This window comes from Sphingomonas sp. ABOLE (genome assembly GCF_003950455.1).
Taxonomy (GTDB): Bacteria; Pseudomonadota; Alphaproteobacteria; order Sphingomonadales; family Sphingomonadaceae; genus Sphingomonas; species Sphingomonas trueperi.
On record NZ_QQWY01000010.1, the window covers coordinates 1 to 21,189 of the forward strand.

Annotated in this window: 13 protein-coding genes and 1 pseudogene; 5 read left to right on the forward strand and 9 right to left on the reverse strand. The window is 68.6% G+C overall.

The window, feature by feature from the left end; all coding sequences use genetic code 11:
* Positions 1–501, forward strand: a pseudogene (locus CA234_RS07935) (hypothetical protein); the annotation flags it as partial.
* A gap of 139 nt (positions 502–640) precedes the next feature.
* On the forward strand, positions 641–805 hold the full coding sequence (locus tag CA234_RS24280) for a hypothetical protein (protein WP_164521744.1): 165 nt from the start codon (positions 641–643) through the stop codon (positions 803–805).
* Between the two features lie 10 nt (positions 806–815).
* Here CA234_RS24280 and CA234_RS07940 read toward each other — a convergent pair whose 3' ends face one another.
* From CA234_RS07940 to CA234_RS07960, 5 genes are all read right to left on the reverse strand, one after another.
* A complete protein-coding gene (locus CA234_RS07940) occupies positions 816–1,169 on the reverse strand; it encodes a hypothetical protein (RefSeq protein WP_125977531.1) in 354 nt (117 codons plus the stop codon).
* 81 nt (positions 1,170–1,250) lie between these two features.
* A complete protein-coding gene (locus CA234_RS07945; RefSeq protein ID WP_125977533.1) occupies positions 1,251–2,285 on the reverse strand; it encodes an aldose epimerase family protein in 1,035 nt (344 codons plus the stop codon).
* Positions 2,282–4,735: a glycoside hydrolase family 3 protein gene (locus tag CA234_RS07950; protein ID WP_126001312.1), complete on the reverse strand. Its 2,454-nt coding sequence runs from the start codon at positions 4,733–4,735 to the stop codon at positions 2,282–2,284. Before CA234_RS07950 ends, CA234_RS07945 begins: the two co-directional genes overlap by 4 nt.
* Positions 4,736–4,821: 86 nt before the next feature.
* Entirely contained in the window at positions 4,822–5,715 is an 894-nt protein-coding gene (locus CA234_RS07955) for an ROK family protein (RefSeq protein WP_125977537.1), read from the reverse strand.
* 183 nt (positions 5,716–5,898) lie between these two features.
* Complete coding sequence (locus CA234_RS07960) at positions 5,899–7,113, reverse strand: ROK family transcriptional regulator (RefSeq protein WP_164521745.1); 1,215 nt, start codon at positions 7,111–7,113, stop codon at positions 5,899–5,901.
* Between the two features lie 171 nt (positions 7,114–7,284).
* On the opposite strand from CA234_RS07960, the gene CA234_RS07965 reads away from it, so the two are divergent.
* Positions 7,285–10,707 carry a LamG-like jellyroll fold domain-containing protein gene (locus tag CA234_RS07965; protein WP_241213361.1) on the forward strand — a complete coding sequence of 1,141 codons (3,423 nt, stop codon included), beginning with the start codon at positions 7,285–7,287 and terminating at the stop codon, positions 10,705–10,707.
* 136 nt (positions 10,708–10,843) lie between these two features.
* Here CA234_RS07965 and CA234_RS07970 read toward each other — a convergent pair whose 3' ends face one another.
* Genes CA234_RS07970 through CA234_RS07980 form a run of 3 tightly spaced genes read right to left on the reverse strand, consistent with a single transcriptional unit; the run spans position 10,844 to position 16,664 of the window.
* On the reverse strand, positions 10,844–12,277 hold the full coding sequence (locus tag CA234_RS07970) for an efflux transporter outer membrane subunit (RefSeq protein ID WP_126001313.1): 1,434 nt from the start codon (positions 12,275–12,277) through the stop codon (positions 10,844–10,846).
* Positions 12,277–15,447, reverse strand: coding sequence for a CusA/CzcA family heavy metal efflux RND transporter (locus CA234_RS07975; RefSeq protein ID WP_126001314.1), 3,171 nt, complete (start codon positions 15,445–15,447; stop codon positions 12,277–12,279). The genes CA234_RS07970 and CA234_RS07975 overlap by 1 nt, the downstream gene beginning before the upstream one ends.
* Positions 15,444–16,664: an efflux RND transporter periplasmic adaptor subunit gene (locus CA234_RS07980; RefSeq protein WP_241213363.1), complete on the reverse strand. Its 1,221-nt coding sequence runs from the start codon at positions 16,662–16,664 to the stop codon at positions 15,444–15,446. Before CA234_RS07980 ends, CA234_RS07975 begins: the two co-directional genes overlap by 4 nt.
* A 124-nt stretch (positions 16,665–16,788) precedes the next feature.
* On the opposite strand from CA234_RS07980, the gene CA234_RS07985 reads away from it, so the two are divergent.
* Both CA234_RS07985 and CA234_RS07990 read left to right on the forward strand, forming a co-directional pair.
* A complete protein-coding gene (locus CA234_RS07985; protein WP_126001315.1) occupies positions 16,789–17,466 on the forward strand; it encodes a response regulator transcription factor in 678 nt (225 codons plus the stop codon).
* A gap of 35 nt (positions 17,467–17,501) precedes the next feature.
* Positions 17,502–18,869 carry a HAMP domain-containing sensor histidine kinase gene (locus CA234_RS07990; protein ID WP_126001316.1) on the forward strand — a complete coding sequence of 456 codons (1,368 nt, stop codon included), beginning with the start codon at positions 17,502–17,504 and terminating at the stop codon, positions 18,867–18,869.
* Here the strand turns inward: CA234_RS07990 and CA234_RS07995 are convergent.
* A complete protein-coding gene (locus CA234_RS07995; RefSeq protein WP_241213365.1) occupies positions 18,853–21,156 on the reverse strand; it encodes a TonB-dependent receptor in 2,304 nt (767 codons plus the stop codon). The two genes, CA234_RS07990 and CA234_RS07995, sit on opposite strands and share 17 nt — an antisense overlap.
* Between the last annotated feature and the right edge of the window lie 33 nt (positions 21,157–21,189).

Here is a 21,189-nt window from a genome sequence, read left to right on the forward strand (position 1 = left end):
GTCGTGCCGCCCGTATCCAGCGGGCCGCCGAGCTTCATCGTGATGAGCCGCCGCGACTATGCAGCGACCGATATTGCCAAGGCACCGGCCGCGCAGTCCGGTGATCAGGGCAATACCCAGACCGCCGACGCAGGCGGTGGCAGCGGCGCCGACGACACGCCGCGCGCGGGCACGGGCCCGCATGGCGAGACGCTCTATGCCGCGGACTGGTATCGCCGCCCCACCAACGCACAGCTCTCCCCCTACCTCCCGCAGCGGGCGCTGGGCCGCGAGGGCTGGGGCGAAGTCGCGTGCCGGACGATCGAACGCTATCAGGTGACCGATTGTCAGGAACTCGGCGAGTTCCCCCGCGGCTCGGGCTATGCCGGCGCGGTGCGCCAGGCCGCATTCCAGTTCCGGGTAAAAGCGCCGCGGGTGAACAGCCGGCTCCTGATCGGCAGCTGGGTGCGGATCCGCATCACCTATTCGCAGCGCGCGGGTATCGGCGGCGACGCCGACTGACGTCTGGCGCTTGCGGCGGGCACGCCGCCCCCTTAGATCTGCGATTGTACGGATGCATACAGCATATCGTATGGGTTTTGTTAGTCATTGATATGTGCGAGAGCATCGCCGCGGCGGGTGGCCGCGCGGCGCAGATCAGGTGGTTGCGATGATTTGGGTTCCGATTCTGCTGGGCACGTTCAAGCTCGCCGTGTTCGGCACGGGCATGTTCTTCGCCATCAAGTGGCACTACGATCAGGGCAAGAAGAAGAAGGAAGAGGACGCGCGTGCCGCCGCCGAGGCCGCCCTCGAAGAAACCGAATAACGCGCGTGCGTCAGTCCGCCGCGGGCGCCTCCGCCGCGAGACGCGCCAGCCAGGCCTGCGCCTGCTTGGGCTCGCCGACCGCCGAAGGCCCCACCGGGCCGCGTGCTGCAAGGAACTCCTGCTGGAGCGCGAAGGGCGGCAGGCCGAGCCGATCGCGCGCGGCGTCGATCTCCTCGCCCAGTTCCGCGAGGTGATCGAGCGTCGGGCGGATCGCGGCGCGGGCGTGCCGGTCCTTCTGGTGGTCGAACAGGCCCCATTTGCCCGCCGCGGTGCGCTCCAGCGCCTCGATCAGCGCGGCGCGATACTCCGCCTCGAGTTCGATGCGCCGAATGTCGAGCCGTTCGAGGCGATCCGCTTTTGCCATGCGAGGGCTGTATCGGGGACGGGCGGAAGGGGCAACCGCGCTACCTAAGCCCCTCCTCCTTGGAGGAGGGGTTTGCTGACTTCAACCGAACGCCTCTTCGACATCCCCGGCCGTCCGAAACCGGAACGCCATACTGTGCCGGTAGGTCTCCCCCGCCTCCACCCGCGCCGAGGGGAAGCCGGGCTGGTTGGGGCTGTCGGGAAACTTCTGCGGCTCCAGGCAAAGCCCGCCACGCGCCGGATACACACCGCCGCCGGTCCCCGGTGCACCATCGGCGAGATGGTTGCCCGAGTAGAATTGCACCCCCGGCTCGGTCGAATGCACCTCCAGCACCCGGCCCGAGCCCGGATCGAACAGCGTCGCGATCCGGCGCTCGAAGCCCGCCGGGCCGTCGAGCACGAAATTGTGATCGTACCCCTGCCCCAGCGCGAGTTGCGCGTCCGCGGCATCGATGTCGCGACCGATCGGCTTCGGCGCCCGGAAGTCAAACGCACCGCCGTCCACTGGCGCCAGTTCCCCCGTCGGGATCAGCGCGTCGTTCACCGGGGTGATCGCGCTCGCCGGAATCTGCAGCAGATGGTCGAGCACCGTCGCCCCGCTGCCTTCCCCGACCAGGTTGAAGTACGCGTGCTGCGTCAGATTGACGATCGTCGCCCAGTCCGATGTGGCGGTGAAGCGCACCGCCAGCCCGTCGTCCTCCAGCGCATATTCCACGCGGGCGACCAGATCGCCGGGGAAGCCGTTCCAGCCGTGCGGCGTTTCGAGCCGGAGGGTGACGGCGCTGTCGCTACGTGCCTCCACCGTCCAGACCTGCTGGTCGAACCCGTCGGGCCCCGAATGGAGGCTGTTGCCATTCTCGTTGGTGGCCAGCTGGAAGGTCACGCCATCCAGCGTGAAGCGCCCGCCGGCGATGCGGTTGGCATAGCGCCCCGCCACCGCGCCATAATAGCGCGGCGGCTGGCGGCGATAGTCCTCGAGGTCGGCATAGCCGAGCACGATGTTCGCCGACCGGCCCTGCCGATCGGGCACCTCCAGCCGGTGGAGCGTCGCACCCAGGGTGAGGAACTGCGCGCGGAACGCCCCGCGCGCAATCTTGACGACCTCGATCGCGCTCATTGGCCCGGGCAGACCGAGTTGTTGGGATCGGACACGATCTTCGCCTCGGCCAGCGAGAGCGCGAAGGGGCCGTTCGCCTGCAGCACGATCGGCGCGTTTACCTTGGTCACGTCGACTCCGTTCTTCTGATAGCATTTCAGCAGCACGTTGACCGTCTGCCAACCGCGCTTGCCCGTGAACAGGCTGGTCGCGTCGATCGTTCCCGTGTTCTTGCCGCCTTCCATCGACAGCCGCACCGGGCCGGTCGGGTCGGCATCGACGCGGTAGACGAGCCGCAGCGACAGGTCGCCATTGGTCTCGCGGCTGAGGTCAAGGTCGCTGCCGCCGATGCGCAGCGCCGCGGGACCGGCGGGCCAGGTGAGCTGTTGCGCGCCTTCCTGCGTCGCCGGGCCGTCGACGGCCTTGCGGCTGATCTTGCTGTCGGTCGCGAAGGAGAAGGGCGCCGGCGTGACGCCCTTGGCGAAGAAGATGCTGGTGTTGGCCAGCGACGCATCCACGCCCGAGACTTCGCTCAGCGCGCCGACCGTCCCCGGCTTGGCGTAGCTGAGGCCATAGCCGAAGGCGAAGAGCGGGTCATAGCCCGGCTCGCCGCGGTTGAGCGTGAACTGGCCCGCGGTCTTGGGCCAGCTGAACGACAGCGTGCCGGTGAAGTCGCGGCGCGGCTTGCCGGCCTTGTCGCCGATCAGCACGTCCGCCACGCCCGCGCCTTCGCTGCCCGGCAGCCAGGCGGCGACGAACGCGTCCGAGGCGTTGAGCTCGGGGTTCACCCAGAGCGGGCGGCCCGACAGGAACACCGAGACGACCGGCACGCCGGCCGCCTTGAGCTTCCTTAGCAGCGCCAGCGCCTGCTTGTCGCCCGGCTGGAATTCCAGCGTGCGGACGTCGCCGCGCATCTCCGCATAGGGCTCCTCGCCGAACACGACGATCGCCACGTCGGGCTTGCTCGTAAAGCTGCCGTCTGCGGAGAGCGTCGCGGTGCCGCCGCCGGCCTTCACCGCCGCCTGGATGCCCGCAAAGATCGTCTCGCCGTTGGGGAACATCGCATTGGGGTTGCCGTCGCCCTGCCAGCTGAGCGTCCAGCCGCCCGACTGCTGCGCCATCGAATCCGCACCCGGCCCGGCGACCAGCACGTTTGCGCTCGCCTTGACCGGCAGCACGCCGCTGTTCTTCAGCAGCACCAGCGACTTGGCCACCGCCTCGCGCGCGATCGCGCGATGCTCCGCCGCGCCGACCAGCTCGGCCTTGCTCTCATAGGGCCGTGCGGCGTTGAACAGGCCCATCTGCACCTTCACGCGCAGGATGCGGCGCACCGCGTCGTCCACCCGCGCCATCGGGATCGTGCCGTCCTTCACATGCGCGACGGTCGATTCGTAGAGGCCCTTCCAGCTGTCCGGCGCCATCGCCATGTCGAGCCCGGCGTTGAACGTCGCCGCGCAATCGGTGGCGGTGCAGCCCGGAATCTGAGCATGGCCGTTCCAGTCGCCGACGACGAAGCCGTCAAAGCCCATCCTGCCCTTCAGCACATCGGTGAGCAGCGACTTGTTGCCGTGCATCTTGGCGCCGTTCCAGCTGCTGAACGAGGCCATCACGGTCATCGTGCCGGCATCGATCGCACCCGGATAGCCGGCATTGTGGATGCGGATCAGTTCCTCCTCGGACACGCGGGTATCGCCCTGGTCCTGCCCGCCGAAGGTGCCGCCGTCGCCGAGGAAGTGCTTGGCCGAGGCAGCGACAAAGCCCTTCTGGAGCCGGTCCTTGGTGCCCGGTGCGCCCTGCAGCCCGCGGATCATCGCGCCGGCATAGCTGCGCACGACCTCGGGTTCTTCCGAATAGCCTTCATAGGCTCGGCCCCAGCGCTCGTCCTGCGGCACCGCGAGCGTCGGCCCGAAGGCCCAGTCGATGCCGACCGAGCTCGTCTCCTCGGCGGTCGCGCGGCCGATCTTCTCCATCAGCGCCGGGTCGCGCATCGCGCCCAGGCCGACATTGTGCGGGAAGAGCGTGGCGCCGATCACGTTGTTGTTGCCGTGCACCGCGTCGATGCCGAACATGATCGGGATCGCGACATGGTTGCCCTTGCGGGCGAGCGCCGCCTTCTGGAACGCCTGGGCGGTCGCCAGCCACGGCCCACGGGGGCTGCGATCGGGCGCGCCGAGCGGCGGCGAGCTGCCGCCCGCAAGGATCGAGCCGAGCGGGTAGACCGCCAGATCCTCGGGCTTGATGCTGCCGATATCGGCCTGGATCATCTGGCCGACCTTCTCCTCCAGCGTCATCTTCGCCAGCAGGTCGGTGACGAATGCCTCGGTGGCGGGATCGATCAGGCCCTGGCTCCTGGCCGCCGGCCATCTGTCGGGATGCGCGCCACCGGACAACGCTGTCGGCGCCTGCTGCGCGATCGCGGGCGCGGCGGCGAGGATGGTGGTGGCCAATAGCAGCTTCAGGCCTGCGGGCATGGATCTCTCTCCCCTGGGTTGTTGGGGAGAGGCGATACCGCAGGACCGGCGCCCAAGTCCATGCGCCGGCCGAACTTTGCGCGCGGTTAGTCGCCCTGCGCCTGCAATGCCATCGCGATCGGCCCCATCGGCCCGGCCTGGTCGCCCAGCGCGGGAGAGACGATGTAGGGCGCGGGCGGCACGGTCAGATAGCCGGCGATGCTCTCGCGCAGCAGCGGGTCGATGCGGGCGAGCAGATGCGGCTGGCGCTGCATCACCCCGCCCCCGATCGCGATCCGCTGCGGCCCGGCGGTGGCGACCATGGTGTGGCAAAGCAGCGCGATGGCCGAGGCGACGCGGTCCCATACGACATGGTCCTCGCCGACGCTGTCGACCGGCTGGTCGCCCAGCGCCGCGCGGATTCCGGTGCCCGAGGCGAGGCCCTCGATGCAATCGTCGTGGAACGGGCAGCCGCTCGGCGCGGTGTCGGTCGGCAGGCGCGGCACGCGGATATGGCCCATCTCGCAATGCCCGATGCCGCGCGTCGGCTTGCCGTTGATCACCAGCCCCACGCCGACGCCGGTGCCCACGGTCACATAGGCAAAGTCGCTGAGCCCCTGCCCTGCGCCCCAGCGCATCTCGGCGAGCGCCGCACCGTTGACGTCGGTGTCGAACGCCATCGGCACCGCGAACGGCGCTGCAAGACGGCGAGCGACATCGGTGCCGCTCCAATTCGGCTTGGAGGTGATGAGGATATGGCCGAACTGCGCATTGGCAGGATCGAGGCACACCGGCCCGAAGCTGGCGATCCCGAGCGCGGCGAAGCCATGGGTTCCCCACCAGCCGCCCAGCACCGCTTCGAGCGCGGCGAGCGTCTTTTCGGGCGCCTCAGTCAGCACAGTTTCCTGCGCGAGGATCCGGTCGGGGCCATAGGCTAGGGTGAGGATGCACTTGGTGCCGCCGAGCTCGATGCCGGCCACGGGAAGCGTTGCGCTCGACATCAGCGATGGAGGCCCCGCGCTGGCTGGTTTCCCATGCGATCGATCGCCACCGATATTCCTCCCCGACGGGCCGGCAGTACGCCGGTCTGTTCCTGAACCATCGCGCCACGCGCGCGGCCTTTCCTCTGCCCCGCGGCGGCGCCGGGCACAAGATTAAAGTTATTCGGTTGATTTAATGAAGGGTCAAACCGTGGCGGTTGCGCCGTCAGCGGTGTCTTTCCACAACGCGCTGCTCTTGGGCAGCAGGAAATAGCTGAACGGCAGGATCGCCGCGCCGACCGCGGGCGCGTCGGCGGAGAGCTGCGCGCGGGCGATCGGCGCCAGCGCCGGGGCATCGCCGCCCTGCTCGGCGAGCAGCGCGTTGGCGCGCTCGGCCAGCCGGTCGACATGGCGGCGCGGCAGGCGGCCGCCGATCAGCACCGTCTCGGGGTTGATCAGGCAGTTCACCGCGAGCAGCGGGCCGACCAGCAGCCGCGCAGCCTCCTCGATCCACGCATCGACCACCGCTTCGAGCGTCGCGTCCCCACCGTCGCAGCTGAGCATGTCCTGCACGGAGTAGCCCGCCGCCTCGAGCGGCGCAGCGAGGCCCGACAGCGAGACATGCGCCTGGATCTGCCGAACCACGCCGTCCGGATCGCGATGGGTGAGGAAGCCGAGCTCGCCGCTGCGGCCCGTGGCTCCGCGGAAATAATTGCTGTCGATCACCAGACCGCCGCCCAGCGCCGAGGAGATCAGGATGTAGAAGAAGCTCGAATGCTGGAGGCCGAGCCCCAGCTGCAGTTCGCCCATCGCGGCGGCGGCGGCGTCGTTCTCGACGAAGACCGGCACGTCGAGCGGCCAGGCGAGCAGTTCGGCGAGGTCGGTCTGTTCCCAGCGGCGATAGGCGTCGGGCTTGCCGGGCAGTTCGATCAGGCCGAGATCGTCGGGTGTCGCCACGCCCAGGCCGACGATCCGTGCGGGATCGACTCCAGCCGACGCGATCAGCACTTCCACCTCGGCGTGGTAGAATTCGGCGACCTGCTCGGGCAGTGCGAAGTCGATCTCTCGCGAAGCACGGGCGACCGTCTCGCCAAGAAAGTCGACCAGCACCAGCGTGACATGGTCGCGATCGATGTTGAGGCCCAGCGAATAACAGGCCTGGGGATTGATGATCAGGTTGGTCGGCGGCTGGCCGCGCCCGCCGAAGCGCCGCCCGGCCTCCTGGATCAGTCCATCGGCGAGCAGCCGCTTGGTGATGTTGGCGATCGCCGCCGCGGTGAGGCCGGTGATCCGCGCAAGATCGACGCGGGTCAGCGAGCCGTTGGCGCGAATGGCATGCAGGGTCACGCGCTGGTTATGGTCCGCGGCGCGTTCCAAATTGGTTCCGGAAAGGCGGATTGGAGGGCGGCCGCTACTCATCTTGATTGCGATAACAGTCGATTTGCGGCCAGGGTGCAAGCGTGGAACCGTTCTCGCCGGTTGAATTGCAAAACTTGGTGAATAAAAAACCACGTCAAGACCGTTCCGCCGAACGGTCGATCCGCGCCGCCGCATTGGCGGGCACGGCAGCCTCTTGGGGGAAGAAGAACGATGCGCAGTTTCACCAGCGCGATGCTCGCCGGCGGCGCCCTGCTCGCCATGACGGCGGTCCAGGCGGCCGAGCCGGACAATGCCGGGCCGTACAATGCCAGCTTCCTCGCCGGCGGCATCGGCATCGACCGGCCGCTGACCGGTGCCGATGCGCTGCTCCGCTCTGGTGCGCCGTTGACGCTCTCGGCCTGGGTGAAGCCCGACATTGTGCCGCAGGGCGTGGTGACGCTGATCGCGTTCGGCGATCCGGCCGGCGATTGCCGCTGCCTCGGCCTGCGCAACGGCGCGCTGCACTTCTTCGGCAGCGGCAATGCGGTGAACAGCACGCCCAAGCTCGCCGCCGGGCGCTGGAGCCATGTCGCCGTGGTGATCGAGGGCGGCCGGGTGCGGCTCTATCTCGACGGCAAGCAGGTCGGCGAAGGGGCGCTCAACGGCTCGGCCGTGGCCTCGCGCATCGCGCTTGCACCGGTTAGCCCGGGCCAGCCGCATTTCGGCGGCGCGCTGGTCCAGGCGCAACTGCGCGGCGTCGCGCTCGGTGCGACCGAAGTGCAGGGCGAGGCCGCCGCCCCGCCCGCCTTCGAGCTGGTCCAGATGTGGCAGGTCGGCGTCGGCTGGAACCTGCAAAAGACCGCCAATATCGGCTTGACGCGCCAACAGGATCCCTGGACGCTGCCGCAAAGCGATACCGCCTATTCGCCCCCGGTCGCCAAGCCAGTGCCGGTCTTGCCGAGCCTCGCTCCCGCTGGCCCATTGCGCTGGCAGATCAACGGCTGGCAGCTCGCCGCCGCCCCTGGCGTACCCGCCGATGGCGCAGCGCTGTCTAGGCCCGGCAAGCCCGAAGGCACTTGGTATGCCGCGACTGTTCCCGGCACGGTGCTGACCACGCTTGTCGATCGCGGCGTCTATCCCGATCCCTATTACGGGCTGAACAACCTCAAAATCCCCGAGAGCCTCGCCCGGCAGGACTATTGGTACCGCACCAGCTTCACCGTGCCGGCGGAAGCGGCCGGCAAGCGGCTGACCCTGGTGTTCGGCGGCATCAATTATGCCGCGGAAGTATGGGCCAACGGCCAGCGCCAGGGGGAGACACGCGGCGCGTTCATCCGCGGCCAGTTCGAGATCGCGCCGGCCGCCGGCCAGAACGTCATCGCCGTACGCGTCTCGCCGCCGCCGCATCCCGGCATCCCGCACGAACAGTCGATCAAGGCCGGCGTCGGCGAGAATGGCGGCCAGCTCGCGATCGACGGCCCGACCTTCGTCGCCACCGAAGGCTGGGACTGGATCCCGGGCATCCGCGATCGCAACACGGGCATCTGGCGCCCGGTCGAGCTGGTCGCGACCGGCGACGTCAAGATCGGCGACCCGCATGTCGTGACCGACCTGCCGCTGCCCCGCACCGACAGCGCCGATGTCTACATCACCGTGCCGTTCGAGAACCGCGCCACCACCGCCCAGCCGGTGACGATCCGCGCCGCGTTTGACGACGTGACCGTGGCAAAGACCGTCACCGCCCAGCCGGGCCAAGGCGAGATCCGCTTCACGCCCGCAGAATTCCGCCAGCTCACCGTGCGCAATCCGAAGCTGTGGTGGCCGAACGGCTATGGCGATCCCACGCTGCACGACCTCAAGATCGACCTCGCCGCGAGCGGCCAGCCGAGCGACACCAAGGCACTCCGCTTCGGCATCCGCGAGGTGAGCTACGACCTCTCGCTGTTCGACCATCTCGGCCAGCTCCGCCGGGTGAACGTCCAGACCACCGATGGCGGCCTGGCCGGCCAGCAGCTGATCGACGTGCGCCACGAAGCACTCAAGCGCAGCCCCACCGGCTGGGCCGAATCGCTCACGCTGGCGGGGGAGTCCTCCAAGGCCGTCACCGCCATCCCCGACGAGACGCTGCCCGAGCCGCATCTCGTGCTCCGCGTCAACGGCGTGAAGATCGCCGCGCGCGGCGGCAACTGGGGCATGGACGATGCGATGAAGCAGGTCAGCCGCGAGCGGCTCGCCCCCTATTTCCGCCTCCAGCGCGAGGCGCACATGAACATCATCCGCAACTGGATGGGCAACAACGACGAAGAGGAGTTCTACCAGCTCGCCGACGAGAACGGCATGATGGTGCTCAACGATTTCTGGCAGTCGACCCAGAATTTCCAGGTCGAGCCGGACGATGCGGCGCTGTTCCTGGCCAATGCCCGCGACGTGGTGGCGCGCTATCGTAACCACCCCTCGATCGTCGTCTGGTTCGGCCGCAACGAGGGCGTGCCGTACCCGACGCTCAACGAGGGGCTCGACAAGCTGATCCGCGAGCTGGACGGCACCCGCTGGTACACCGGCAGCTCGAACGAAGTGAACCTGCAGGGATCGGGGCCGTACAACTACCGCAAGCCCGAGGGCTATTTCACCGATCTCGCCACCGGCTTCTCGGTGGAGACCGGCACGCCTTCGCTGTCCACGCTGGAGTCCGTAGCGGCGACGATGCCGGCCAAGGATCGCTGGCCGCTGTCGGACACGCTCGCCTATCACGACTGGCATTTCGGCGGGAACGGCGACAGCAAGACCTTCATGAGCGCGCTGACCGCGATGTTCGGCCAGCCGCTGAGCTTCGAGGATTTCGAGCGCAAGGCGCAGATGATGAACCTCGAGACGCACAAGGCGATGTACGAGGGGTTCCTGGGCCATCTCTGGACCAAGAACAGCGGCCGCCTGCTGTGGATGACGCACCCCGCCTGGCCGTCCAACAGCTGGCAGATCTACAGCTGGGACTATGACACCCAGGCCGCCTATTACGGCGCCAAGATCGCAACCGAGCCGGTGCACATCCAGCTCAACCTCCCGGACAACCAGCTGGTGGTGCTCAACACCACCCGCGACGATCTGCGCGGGCTCACCGCCAAGACGCGCGTCGTCAGCCTCGACAATGTCCAGCTCTTCGCCCGCACCGACAAGGTCGACGCCCGCGCCAACCGCGTTACCACGCTGAACGACGTGCCCCTCGACCGGCTCTATGCGGCCAGCCCGATGCTGCTCGTGGAGCTGACGCTGACCGACGCCAAGGGCACCCAGCTCTCGCGCAACTTCTACTGGCGCGGCCGCGACGACACCGCCTATCGCGCACTGGAAAGCCTCGCCCCCGTGCCGCTGGAAGTGCAGGCGAGCACGCCCAAGGTGGACGGGGACGACAAGGTGATCGCGGTCACCGTCTCGAACAAGAGCAATGTGCCGGTGCTCAACGCCAAGCTCACCCTGGTCGATGCCGAGGGCAAGCGTATCCTGCCGGCCTATTACAGCGACAATTACGTTTCGCTGCTGCCGAGCCAGCACCGCGTGCTGAGCGTGCGCTATCCGGCAAGCGTGACGGCCCCCGCCCACCTCGCGGTGCGGGGATGGAACGTCAGCCCGGCGAACGTCGCGGCGACGGGGAAGTAGGGCAGAGAGCCAAGCCCATCAGCCGTCATCCCGGCGAAAGCCGGGATCCATTCGCCACTCCGTCGCAGCAAGCGCCGCTAGGACGGCCCCAATGGATTCCGGCTTTCGCCAGAATGACGGCTGAGATGGTGTCGCCTTAGCGGCCGGCGGACTGAAGATCCGCCGGCGTGCTGCCCGACGCGAGGTAAAGCGCCACGCTGTCGGCCAGCCGCGCGCTCTTTGCCTGGACGAGCTGGACCGACGCCTGCGACGCCGCCGACGAAGCGTTGAGCAGCTGGAGCGTACCCAGCGCCCCCAGCTCCACCTGGCGCCGCGTCATCGCCAGCGTGCGGCTCGCGGCCGCATCGGCGCGCGCGGCCGCGTCCAGCGCCTCGGCATCGGTGCGCAGCCCGGCGATCGCGTCATCGACGTCGAGGAACGCCTGCAGTGCCGTCGCGCGATATTGCGCCTTGGCCTCCTCCAGCGCCGCTTCCGCCGCACGCTGCTGGTGCTTGAGCTGACCGGCATGGAAGATCGGCTGGGTGATGCCGCCAACGATCGAGAAGAACGGGTTGCCGTCCTGGAACATGTCGAGGAACTTGGTCGCCGATCCGCCGGCATTGCCGCTGAGCGTGATCGACGGCAGCCGTGCCGCGATCGCCGAGCCGACATCCGCGGCGGCACCGCGCACCTGCGCCTCCGCCGCGCGCACGTCCGGACGGGCCGCGACGATGTCCGCCGGCAGCGCGACCGGCAGGCTGGCGGGCAGCTGCAGCTCGGCGAGCGTGGGCAGGTCGCCGGCAGTGCCGGGCGCCTGACCGGTCAGCGTCGCGATCAGCCCCGCCTGGTGCTGCGCCTGGCGGAGCAGCGGCGGCAGCGTCGCCTCGATCGTGGCGAGCGCGGTCTGCTGCGCGCCCACATCCGCCTCGCCGATATCGCCGAGCTTGCGGCGCTTCTCAAGCAGGTCGACCAGATCGCGATTGTCGCGGATCGCGGCTTGGGTTGCCGCGATCTGCGCCTGAAGCGCCGCATGCTGGATAACCGCCAGCACCAGATTGGCGACCGCAGTGGCCTGCGCCGCATGTAGCCGGTGCGCCGCCACATCCGCCGCCGCACGCGCCGACCGCACCTTGTTGCGGCCTGCGCCGAACAGGTCGAGCGGATAGGCGACGGTCAGTTGGGCGGTGTGCAGCGTGTAGAGATAATCGTTCTGGTCCGCGAGCGGGCCGGACAGCGCCTTGGAGATTCGCGTGCGCTGCGCCTGGTAGTTGGCATCCACCTGCGGCCCGGTACCGCCCGACGCGGCCCTGGCCAGTTCCTGCGCCTGGCGCAGATTGGCCTCGGCGGCGGCAAGGTCGTTGTTGTGCGCCAGCGCCTGGGCGACCAGCGCATCGAGCTTGGCGCTGCCGAAGCCCTGCCACCAGTTCGGCACCACCGCCGGGCCGGCGACCAGCTGTTGCGCGGCGCCGCTCACCGGCGCGATCGTCCCCGGCACCTGCGCCGGCGGGGTCGGCACCGGGTTGGTCAGGTCGTGCGGGCCCACCGTGCAGCCGGCGAGCAGGACGAGCGGGATGATAGAATAGCGGCGCATCATGCCTGCTCCGTCGGGGTGCCGTCGACATGGTGGCGACGAACGGTGTGGCCATGCGCGCCCTGGTGGCGCGAGAACTTCAGGATCAGCGGCGGCAGCACCAGCAGGATCAGCAGCGGCGCGAGCGTCATGCCGCCCACCACCACCAGCGCCAGCGGCTTCTGTACCTGACTGCCGATGCCGGTGGACATCGCCGCGGGCAGCAGGCCGATCGCGGCGGCGAGGCAGGTCATGATCACCGGGCGCAGCGAATGCTTCACCGTCGCCGCCATTGCGGCCGTGTGATCCATGTCCTCGTTGACGTTCTGGTTGAACGTGCTGACGACGAGGATGCCGTCCATCACCGCGATGCCGAACAAGGCGACGAAGCCGATCGCGGCGGAGATGCTGAACGCCGTCCCCGTCAGCGCCAATGCCAGCACCCCGCCCACCATCGCCATCGGGATGACGCTGAACGCCAGCAGCGTGTCGCGGATCGAGCCGAAATTGGCGAACAGCAGCACCAGGATCAGCACCAGGCTGATCGGCACCACCACCTCCAGCCGGTTGACGGCGTTGGTCAGATTGCCGAGCTCGCCCGCCCATTCGAGGTGATAGCCCGGCGGCAGTTGCACATGCTTGGCGATGCGCGCCTGCGCTTCCCCGATCGTGCCGCCCAGGTCGCGTCCGCGCACGCTGAACTTGATCGGGACATAGCGTTCCTGGTGCTCGCGATAGATGAACGACGCGCCCGAGGTGAGCTTGACCGTCGCCACTTCGGACAGCGGCACCTGGATGGTGCCGTTGCCGGTCGGCGAGGGGGCGCCGATCTGGATTCGACGGATCGACTCGATGTCGTCGCGCTGCGTGGCATCGAGCCGGACGACGATCGGGAAATGCCGGTCGGTCGATTTCTCGTACAGGTCACCGCTCGACTGGCCGCCCACCGCAGCCGCCACGGTGGAATTGATGTCGTCGGGCGTCAGGCCGTAGCGGGCAGCGGCGGCGCGATCGACGTCGATGCGGACCGTCGGCTGGCCGAGCGAGTCCGAGATGCCGAGATCGGCGACGCCCTTCACCCGCGCCATCTGCGCCTTGATCTGGTTGGCGATCGATTCGAGCGTCTCGAGGTCGCTGCCATAGATCTTGAGCGAGTTGGAGCTCTTCACCCCCGACGACGCCTCTTCGACATTGTCCTGGATGTATTGCGAGAATTCGAACTCGACGCCCGGATACTTCGCCTGCAGCCTGGCCTGTAGCTCGGCGGTTAGCTTTTCCTTGGTCACCCCGCTCGGCCAGCTGTCGAAGGGCTTGAGCGGCGTATAGAATTCCGCGTTGAAGAAGCCGGTGGGATCGGTGCCGTCATCCGGTCGGCCGTGCGTCGAGACGACGCGGTCGACCTCGGGATAGCTGGCGATGATCTTGCGGATGCCGTTCACCGCATCCTCGCCCGCCTCGAGCGATATCGACGCCGGCAGGCTGGCGCGGATGTAGAGGTTGCCCTCTTCCAGATGCGGCAGAAACTCGACGCCGAGCACGCGGATCGTCGCGAAGGAGCCGAGCACCAGCAGCCCCGCGAGCGCGAAGGTCAGCACGCGATTGGCAATGGCGAAGGAGATAGCGGGCTCCAGCACGCGGCGGATCTGCCGCACCACCCAGGTGTCGACCTCCTTCAGCTTGTCCGGCAGCAGCAGCGCGGAGAGCACCGGCGAGACGGTGAACGCCGCCAGCAGGCCGCCGGCGATGGCATAGGCATAGGTCTTGGCCATCGGGCCGAAGATATGGCCTTCCACCCCAGTCAGCGTGAACAGCGGTAGGAAGCTGGCGATGATGATCGCGGCTGCGAAGAAGATGCCGCGGCTGACGTCGCTGGACGCGTGCAGGATCGCCGAGAAGCGGTTGGCCGGGGTCGCATGGATCCGCCCTTCGGAGATAGCGGTCGAGCGGTCCGCCAGCCTTCGGTAGATCGCCTCGACCATGATCACCGCCGCATCGACGACGAGGCCGAAGTCGAGCGCACCGAGCGACAGCAGGTTGGCCGATTCACCCTGGATCACCAGGATAAGCACTGCGACCGACAGCGCGAACGGGATGGTGATCGCCACGATCAGCGCGCTGCGCAGATCGCCGAGGAACAGCCACTGCAGGATGAAGATCAGCAGCACGCCTTCGAGCAGATTGTGCATCACCGTCTTGGTGGTGACGCCGATCAGGTCCGAACGATCATAGATGCGCTCGATCTTGACCCCCGGCGGCAGCACGCCGCTGCTGTTGATCTCCTCGATCTCGGCCTTCACCCGGTTGATCGTCGGCAGCGACTGGGCGCCGCGCTGCATCAACACGATGCCCATGACGATGTCGTCGTCCTGGCCCTCGCCCGCCACGCCCAGGCGCGGCAGGTTGCCGATCTTCACCTGGCCCACGTCGCGCAGCAGCACCGGCGTGGTGCCGGCAGTGCCGACCAGCACGTTGTTGATCGCGTCGACCGACTGGATCAGGCCCACGCCGCGGACGATCGCCGCCTGCTCGCCGAAATTGACCGTCTGGCCACCAACGTTGGAATCGCTCTTGCCGATCGCGGCCAGCACCTGCGGCACGGTGATGCCGTGCGCGGTCAGCTTGTCGCGGTCGAGTTGCACCTCATAGGAGCGCAGCTTGCCGCCCCAGCCGGTCACGTCGATCACGCCGGGAATGCGCTTGAAGCGGCGCTGGAGCACCCAGTCCTGGATGGTCTTGAGGTCCATTACCGAATAGCCGCTCGGGCCGGTGAGCCGATAGCGATAGATCTCGCCGATCGGGCTGGTCGGCGAGATCAGCGGCTGCGCGTTGTTGGGCAGGGTGCCGAGCTGCGACAGGCGGCCGAGGACCATCTGCTGCGCCTGCTCATGCGTCACGTCATAGCTGAACTGGATCTTCACGTCGGACAGGCCGAACAGCGAGATCGAGCGTACCGCGGTCAGATGCGGGAGCCCCGCGATCGCCACTTCGATCGGCGTGGTGACGTTGCGCTCCATCTCCTCGGCGGAGATGCCGTCGCTCTGCGTCACCAGCTCAACCATCGGCGGCACCGGATCGGGATAGGCCTCGATGTTGAGGTTGAGGAAGCCGAGCACGCCTGCCGCGATCATGCCGATCAGCAGGGTGAGCACCAGCATCCGCTGGCGCAGCGCCATTTCTACCAGGCGGTTCATTCGCCGAGACCCGCCTCGTTGACGAACAGCGCGCCCTTGGCGACGATCCGGTCACCCGGATTCAGGCCGCTGAGCACACGGGTGAGTCCGCCATCGGTCTCGCCGATCTGCACCTGGCGACCATAGATCAAGCCGTCCTTGGCCTTGACCCACACGCGGGTGGTGTCGCCCTCGTGGATCACGGCAACGGCGGGGACGAGTACGCCCTTGCCGCTATCGACCGGGCGGCGGATCGTGAAGGAGGCGAACATCTGCGGCTTCAGCTCGCCGCCCGGATTGGCGATCGTCGCGCGCACCGGCAGGCGATGCGTCGTCGGGTCGAGGCCCGCGGCGACATTGTCGACCGTCGCGGTAAACTCGCGGCCAGGCAGCGCCGGCGTGGTGACCACCACCTGATCGCCGACGCGGATGCTCGCCGCTTCGCTCTCGGCAAGCTGCGCGACCAGCCAGACGCGCGCGGGATCGGTGATCGTCATCACCGGGGTCGCATTGCCGCTGCTCAGGAACTGCCCCGGCGCGACGTTACGATCGGCGATGATGCCCGACACCGGTGCGCGGTACACGGTGTAGGCCGAGGTGCCGACGCCTTCGGTCTTGCCGAACAGCGCCAGCCGGTCCTGCGCGGCGCGCTGGGCCGATTCGGCCTGGCGGGCGGCCGACTGGGCGGCGACGAAATCGGCCTGGGCCTGGAGATAATCCTTCATCGCACCGCCGGCGGTCTCATAGATCGCCTTCTGCCGGGCGACGTTGCCCTGGGCGATGCGCAGCGCCTCGGCGGCGCTCGCCCGCTGCGCGCTGGCGCTGAGCAGGGTGTTGCGCGCATCGATCAGCTCGGGCGAGGCGATGCGGAGCAGCGGCTGGCCGCGCGTCACGCGCTGACCGGGCTCGACCAGCACTTGGAGCACCTGGCCGGAAAAGGGCAGCACGATCGGCGTGTTATGGTCGCCGTCCGCCTGGATCGAGCCGCTGGCGCGCACCAGCTCGACATTGGCGCCGCCCTGGACAGTGGCGAACTGCATCTGCGCGAGCTGCTGCTGCGTCGGGCGGAAGGCGCCCGGCGGGACCGGCGTATCCGGGACCGGTTTGGGGGTCAGCGCGGTCTTCACGACCATCGCCAGCACGAGGATCGCGACCACCGCGACCACGATCGCCCCCACCAGCAACCCTTGCGAACGCATCGTCAGCCGGCGCGCTTCGGGCAGGGTGTTGCTTTCCAAATTATGTCCAGTCACCAGCTTCACCTCTCGGGCGCAATATAGCAGACACACATCCGTTGCGGTCGATGCTGCAGCGCGCCATTATTGGACCCGACTGACAGGAAGCTTACGGGAAGATGAAATCGTGCGCGTGCTGATGATCGAGGACGACCAGCCGCTTGCGACTGCGTTGATGGAGGCGCTGAAGCGTCGCGGCATCCAGAGCGACGTCGCGACCAATCTGACCGATGGCCGCCAGATGCTGGAGGCGGCACGCTATGCCGCGCTGCTGCTGGACCTGGGCCTTCCCGATGGCGACGGCCTGGGTCTCGTCCGCAGTCTGCGCGCGCAGAACGATCCGATCCCGGTGATCGCCGTCTCGGCCCGCAGCGCCCTTGATGCGCGGATCGCGGGGCTCAATGCGGGCGCCGACGATTATGTGGTGAAGCCCTTCGACGTCGACGAACTCACCGCGCGGCTCCACGCGGTGCTGCGGCGGCAGGGCGCGTTGGCTGGCGCCGAGCTGCGCTTCGGCAATGTCCGCTTCGACACCGTGTCGGGCGACCTGATGGTGGGCGAAGCCGCCGTCCTTCTCACCGCCCGCGAACGCCAGTTCGCCGCGCTGCTCCTCCGCCGCTTCGGCCAGGTGGTGAGCAAGCAGCTCGCGGAGGACCAGCTCTATGGCCTCACGGAGCCGGTGGGCTCGAACGCGCTGGAAGTGCAGGCCTATCGGTTGCGGCGCAAGCTCGAAGCGGCAGGCGCGACGCTGCGTATCGAGACGATCCGCGGCGTCGGCTACCTGATGCGCGACATCGCCGCCTGATGGCGGCCGGGCGCGGCTTCCGATAGACCGGCGCGATGAAGCTCTGGCCGCGCTCGCTGATCGCCCGCATCCTGCTGCTCGAACTGGGCGCGATCGCGATCGCCGCGGTGGCGCTGCCGATGCTGCTCACCTCGTTCCTCCGCACCGAGGCGCACCGCTACGAACAGCGCATCCTCGCCGAGCAGGCGCGGACGATCGCAAATGGCATCCGCGCCAGCGCAAGCGGCCCGATCGTCCGGCTCGATCCGGCGATGGTACGCCTCTACGCCTCCCCCTATGACGGGCGCGCCTTCGTCGTCACCGACAGCGGCGGCGGGACGCTCGCCGAAAGCCCCTATGCAGACCTCGTACCGTGGCGGAACGCACCGCGGGCGGGCCGACAGCTGCCGTTCCGCGCGGGCGCCTTTGTGGGCGTCAGCCAGCCGGTGCGGGTGGGCGCCGCGCGCATCTGGGTGATCGTCACCCAGGACCGCACCGGCCCCGGCGCGATCCTCGACGACGTCATGCACGGCTTCATCCGCCGCTATGATCCGGTGCTGATCTCGATCCTGCTGCTGCTGCCGCTGATCAACAGCGCGCTGATTGCCCGGCTGTTCTTCGCGGTGCGCGACGCCTCGCACCAGGCGGCGGCGATCGGCCCGCACAATCTCGACGTCCGCATCGAGGAAGCGGGGCTGCCGCTGGAGGTGGCACCGCTCGCGCACGCGACCAACGATCTGCTGGCCCGGCTACAGGCAAGCTTCCGCAACCAGTCCGAGTTCGTCGCCAACGTCGCCCATGAACTGCGCACGCCGCTCACCGTGCACCGGGTGGAACTGGAAGGCGTGGAGGACCCTGCCCTCCGCGCCCGCCTGCGCGGCTCGGTCGATCGGCTCGGCCATGTCGTCGCGCAGTTGCAGGACCTTGCGACCCTCGAGGTGACGGCCGACGACAAGTTCGAGACGTTCGACGCGCGCGAGCTCGCGCAGGAGACGATAGGTCTGCACGCGCCGCAGATCCTGGCAGCGGGCGACACGATCGCGCTCGATGCCCCCCCGGGGCCGGTGTTGGTACGCGGCAATCCGGTGCTGGCGGGCCTCGCGCTCGCCAACCTGATCACCAACGCCAGCCGGCACACGCCGCCCGGCACCCTGATCGAGGTGCGGGTCGGGCCCGACGGCGCGCTGCTGGTCCGCGACGACGGCCCCGGCATCGCCGCTTCCAACCCGCAGGACGCCACCGAACGCTATTGGCGCGCCGACCATGAGCGCTCCGACGGCGCCGGGCTGGGCCTATCGATCGTTCGCCGCATCATGGAGGTGCATCAGGGCCGGCTGACGGTGCAGAGCCACCCGGGCGAAGGAACCTGCGTTTCCCTCCGCTTTCCCCTCGCGCCCGAGGCGGAGGTCACCAGCCCGTCGTGATCCCGATCCGCACGTTGCGCGGCCGCAGCGGGGTCAGCTGGTCGCGCAGGCCGAGGCTGAAGGGATTACCGAAGGCGAACTGGTTGGCCCTGCGATCGGTGAGGTTGCTGAGCGTGACGCTCAGCTCCGCCTCGCCGATGCGCAGCGCAGCAAAGGCATCGGCGGTCCAGTAGCGCCCTTGGCTCACGTCGAGAAAGTCCCCGGTGCCGAGCACCGAGCGGCCGGTATAATCGGCCGAGAGCCCGATCCGCGGCTGCGCCGACGATGCCTCCCACGCATAGGAGAGGCCCGCATGCGCGGCGAAGGGCGGGGTTTCCGGCAGGCGCCGGTTGTTGCGCCTGGACAGATCGGCGATCGGCCCTTTGACATGATTGTCAGTGAACAGGAACGCCCCCTGCGCCCGCAGCCCGCGCACCGGCACCCAGTCGAGATTGCCCTCCAGCGTGACGATCTTCGCATTGCCGATATTGGCGGTATAGGGCTGGCCCAATCGCGTGATCAGGTCCGCCTGTACATTCTCCCACCAGGCCGCGGAGACGCTGCCCGATGCGGCGAGCCCGGTTGCCCCGCGCCGCAGCTTGCGCACGCCCGTTTCCACCACCGTGATCGCATCGGACTTATAGTCCGCCACCCGGCCGATCCCCGGGGCTACCGCAAGACCCCCGGTGCGATAGCCCGACTGGAAGCGCGCGAACAGCGCGAGATCGGAGGCGAGCCGCCACGAAGCAGCGAAGGTGGGGTCGAGACGCTGCGTCAGCCGCCCCTTGACGAAATTGGACGGGCGCGCCTGCGCCGAGGGATCGCCATCGGTACGCGCACTCGAATAGCGCCCGCCGATCGTCACCGACAGCTTGGGCGTGAGGGCGAAGGTCGCTTCACCGAAACCGGAGACGGCATTGGTGACATTGGTGACGCCGACGATGCTGACCTCCCGTCCCGGCTGGGCCAGGCTGCGGGTCAGCACGTCGCGGTCGCTCACCAGCGTGAAGCCGGCGACCCAGCTATTGCCGTTGGGCAGCGACCGCGACAGCCGTGCCTCCTGGCTGAGCAGTTCCTTGTCGTGGTTGGCGCGGTAGATCGTTCGCGGGCCCAGCACCGCGCCGCGTGCACTTCGCGGCGTCGCATCGAAAATTTCGTGCGTTTCGTAGCCGGTGACTCCGCTCGCCGAGACGAAGCGCAGACCGTTATCCCAATCCTTGCCGACCACCAGCCGGCTGAACAACAGCCGGTTGCCGAAGGGCTGGGCGAGCAGCGTGCGCCGGGCGAGGGCCCCTTCCAGGCGCTCGGCATATTGGCCGTCGGCTGCGTCGATCCACTGCCCGGCCCCGCTCGCTTCCACCTGCCAGTCTTCGCCCGGCGCGACGCGGACCGCCGCGCGCACGCCGCTGGTATTGCTGCGATTGACGTCGCGGAGATTGCGATCCGGGTCGCGCAGATAGCCGCCGTCGCGGATGTGATAGCCGACCAGCCGCACCCCGGCCGTATCCTGCAACAGCGGCAGATTGAGCATGCCGGCGAGATCGTACCCCGGTTCGGCGCCGCCGGTTGCGGTGACGCCGGCCGTGGCAGCCGTCGCGACGTCGTGCAGGTTCACCGCGTTTGAGGTAAGCCGGATCACTCCGCCGATCGCGCCCGAGCCGTACAGCGTGCCCTGCGGCCCCTCGAGCACCTCGACGCTGGCCATGTCGTACAGCCGCAAGCCGGGGTCTGGGCCCGAATAGTTGAGCTGGACATCGTCGAGATAGACGCTGGTCGGCGCCTGGGTGCTGCCGTTGAAGCTGCTGTCGGCGATACCGCGGATGAACACCTTGTTGCGGCCCGCGCCCAGCTGGGTACTCTGCAGGATCGGCACCTGGTGCGCCGCATCGCTCAGCGTGCCGGCGGCGGTGCCCGGCAGCGCGTTCCGGTCGGCGACCTGGGTGAGGCTGCCCGGGTAGCGCAGCAGCGTGATCCGCTGCTTGCTGGCGGTGACGACGATGTCGGGGTCCGGCGGCGGCGCGACGCTCGGCGGGGCGGGCGTCGGCTTCCGCGCGCGCGGGATAGACCCAAGTTCGATCCGGTAGCCCCCGCCGGTAAGCCGTCGCGCACGATAGCCACTGTTCTTCAGTAGCTGCCGGAGCGCTGCTGCCAGGTCGCGCGCACCGCGCACCGCCGGTGTGCGGATGGCGCGTAGGCCGGGATCGGTGCTGACGATGTCCGCGCCGGTCTGCCGCGCCAGCTGGCCGATGGCGAGATCGAGCGTGGTGGCCGGAAGCGTGATCGTGCCGCGTTGGGCCAGCGCCGGCACGGCGGGCAGCGCCAGGGCGAGCGCGAGACTAAG

What these genes read in the sequence shown, in the direction of transcription:
- CA234_RS07945 (WP_125977533.1), bottom strand. Translation starts at nt 2,285, where the DNA reads ATGAGCGCGATCGAGGTCGTCAAGATTGCGCGCGGGGCGTTCCGCGCG.
- CA234_RS07970 (WP_126001313.1), bottom strand. Translation starts at nt 12,277, where the DNA reads ATGCGCCGCTATTCTATCATCCCGCTCGTCCTGCTCGCCGGCTGCACG.
- CA234_RS07965 (WP_241213361.1), top strand. Translation starts at nt 7,285, where the DNA reads ATGCGCAGTTTCACCAGCGCGATGCTCGCCGGCGGCGCCCTGCTCGCC.
- CA234_RS07940 (WP_125977531.1), bottom strand. Translation starts at nt 1,169, where the DNA reads ATGGCAAAAGCGGATCGCCTCGAACGGCTCGACATTCGGCGCATCGAA.
- CA234_RS07950 (WP_126001312.1), bottom strand. Translation starts at nt 4,735, where the DNA reads ATGCCCGCAGGCCTGAAGCTGCTATTGGCCACCACCATCCTCGCCGCC.
- CA234_RS07975 (WP_126001314.1), bottom strand. Translation starts at nt 15,447, where the DNA reads ATGAACCGCCTGGTAGAAATGGCGCTGCGCCAGCGGATGCTGGTGCTC.
- CA234_RS07990 (WP_126001316.1), top strand. Translation starts at nt 17,502, where the DNA reads ATGAAGCTCTGGCCGCGCTCGCTGATCGCCCGCATCCTGCTGCTCGAA.
- CA234_RS07955 (WP_125977537.1), bottom strand. Translation starts at nt 5,715, where the DNA reads ATGTCGAGCGCAACGCTTCCCGTGGCCGGCATCGAGCTCGGCGGCACC.
- CA234_RS07960 (WP_164521745.1), bottom strand. Translation starts at nt 7,113, where the DNA reads ATGAGTAGCGGCCGCCCTCCAATCCGCCTTTCCGGAACCAATTTGGAA.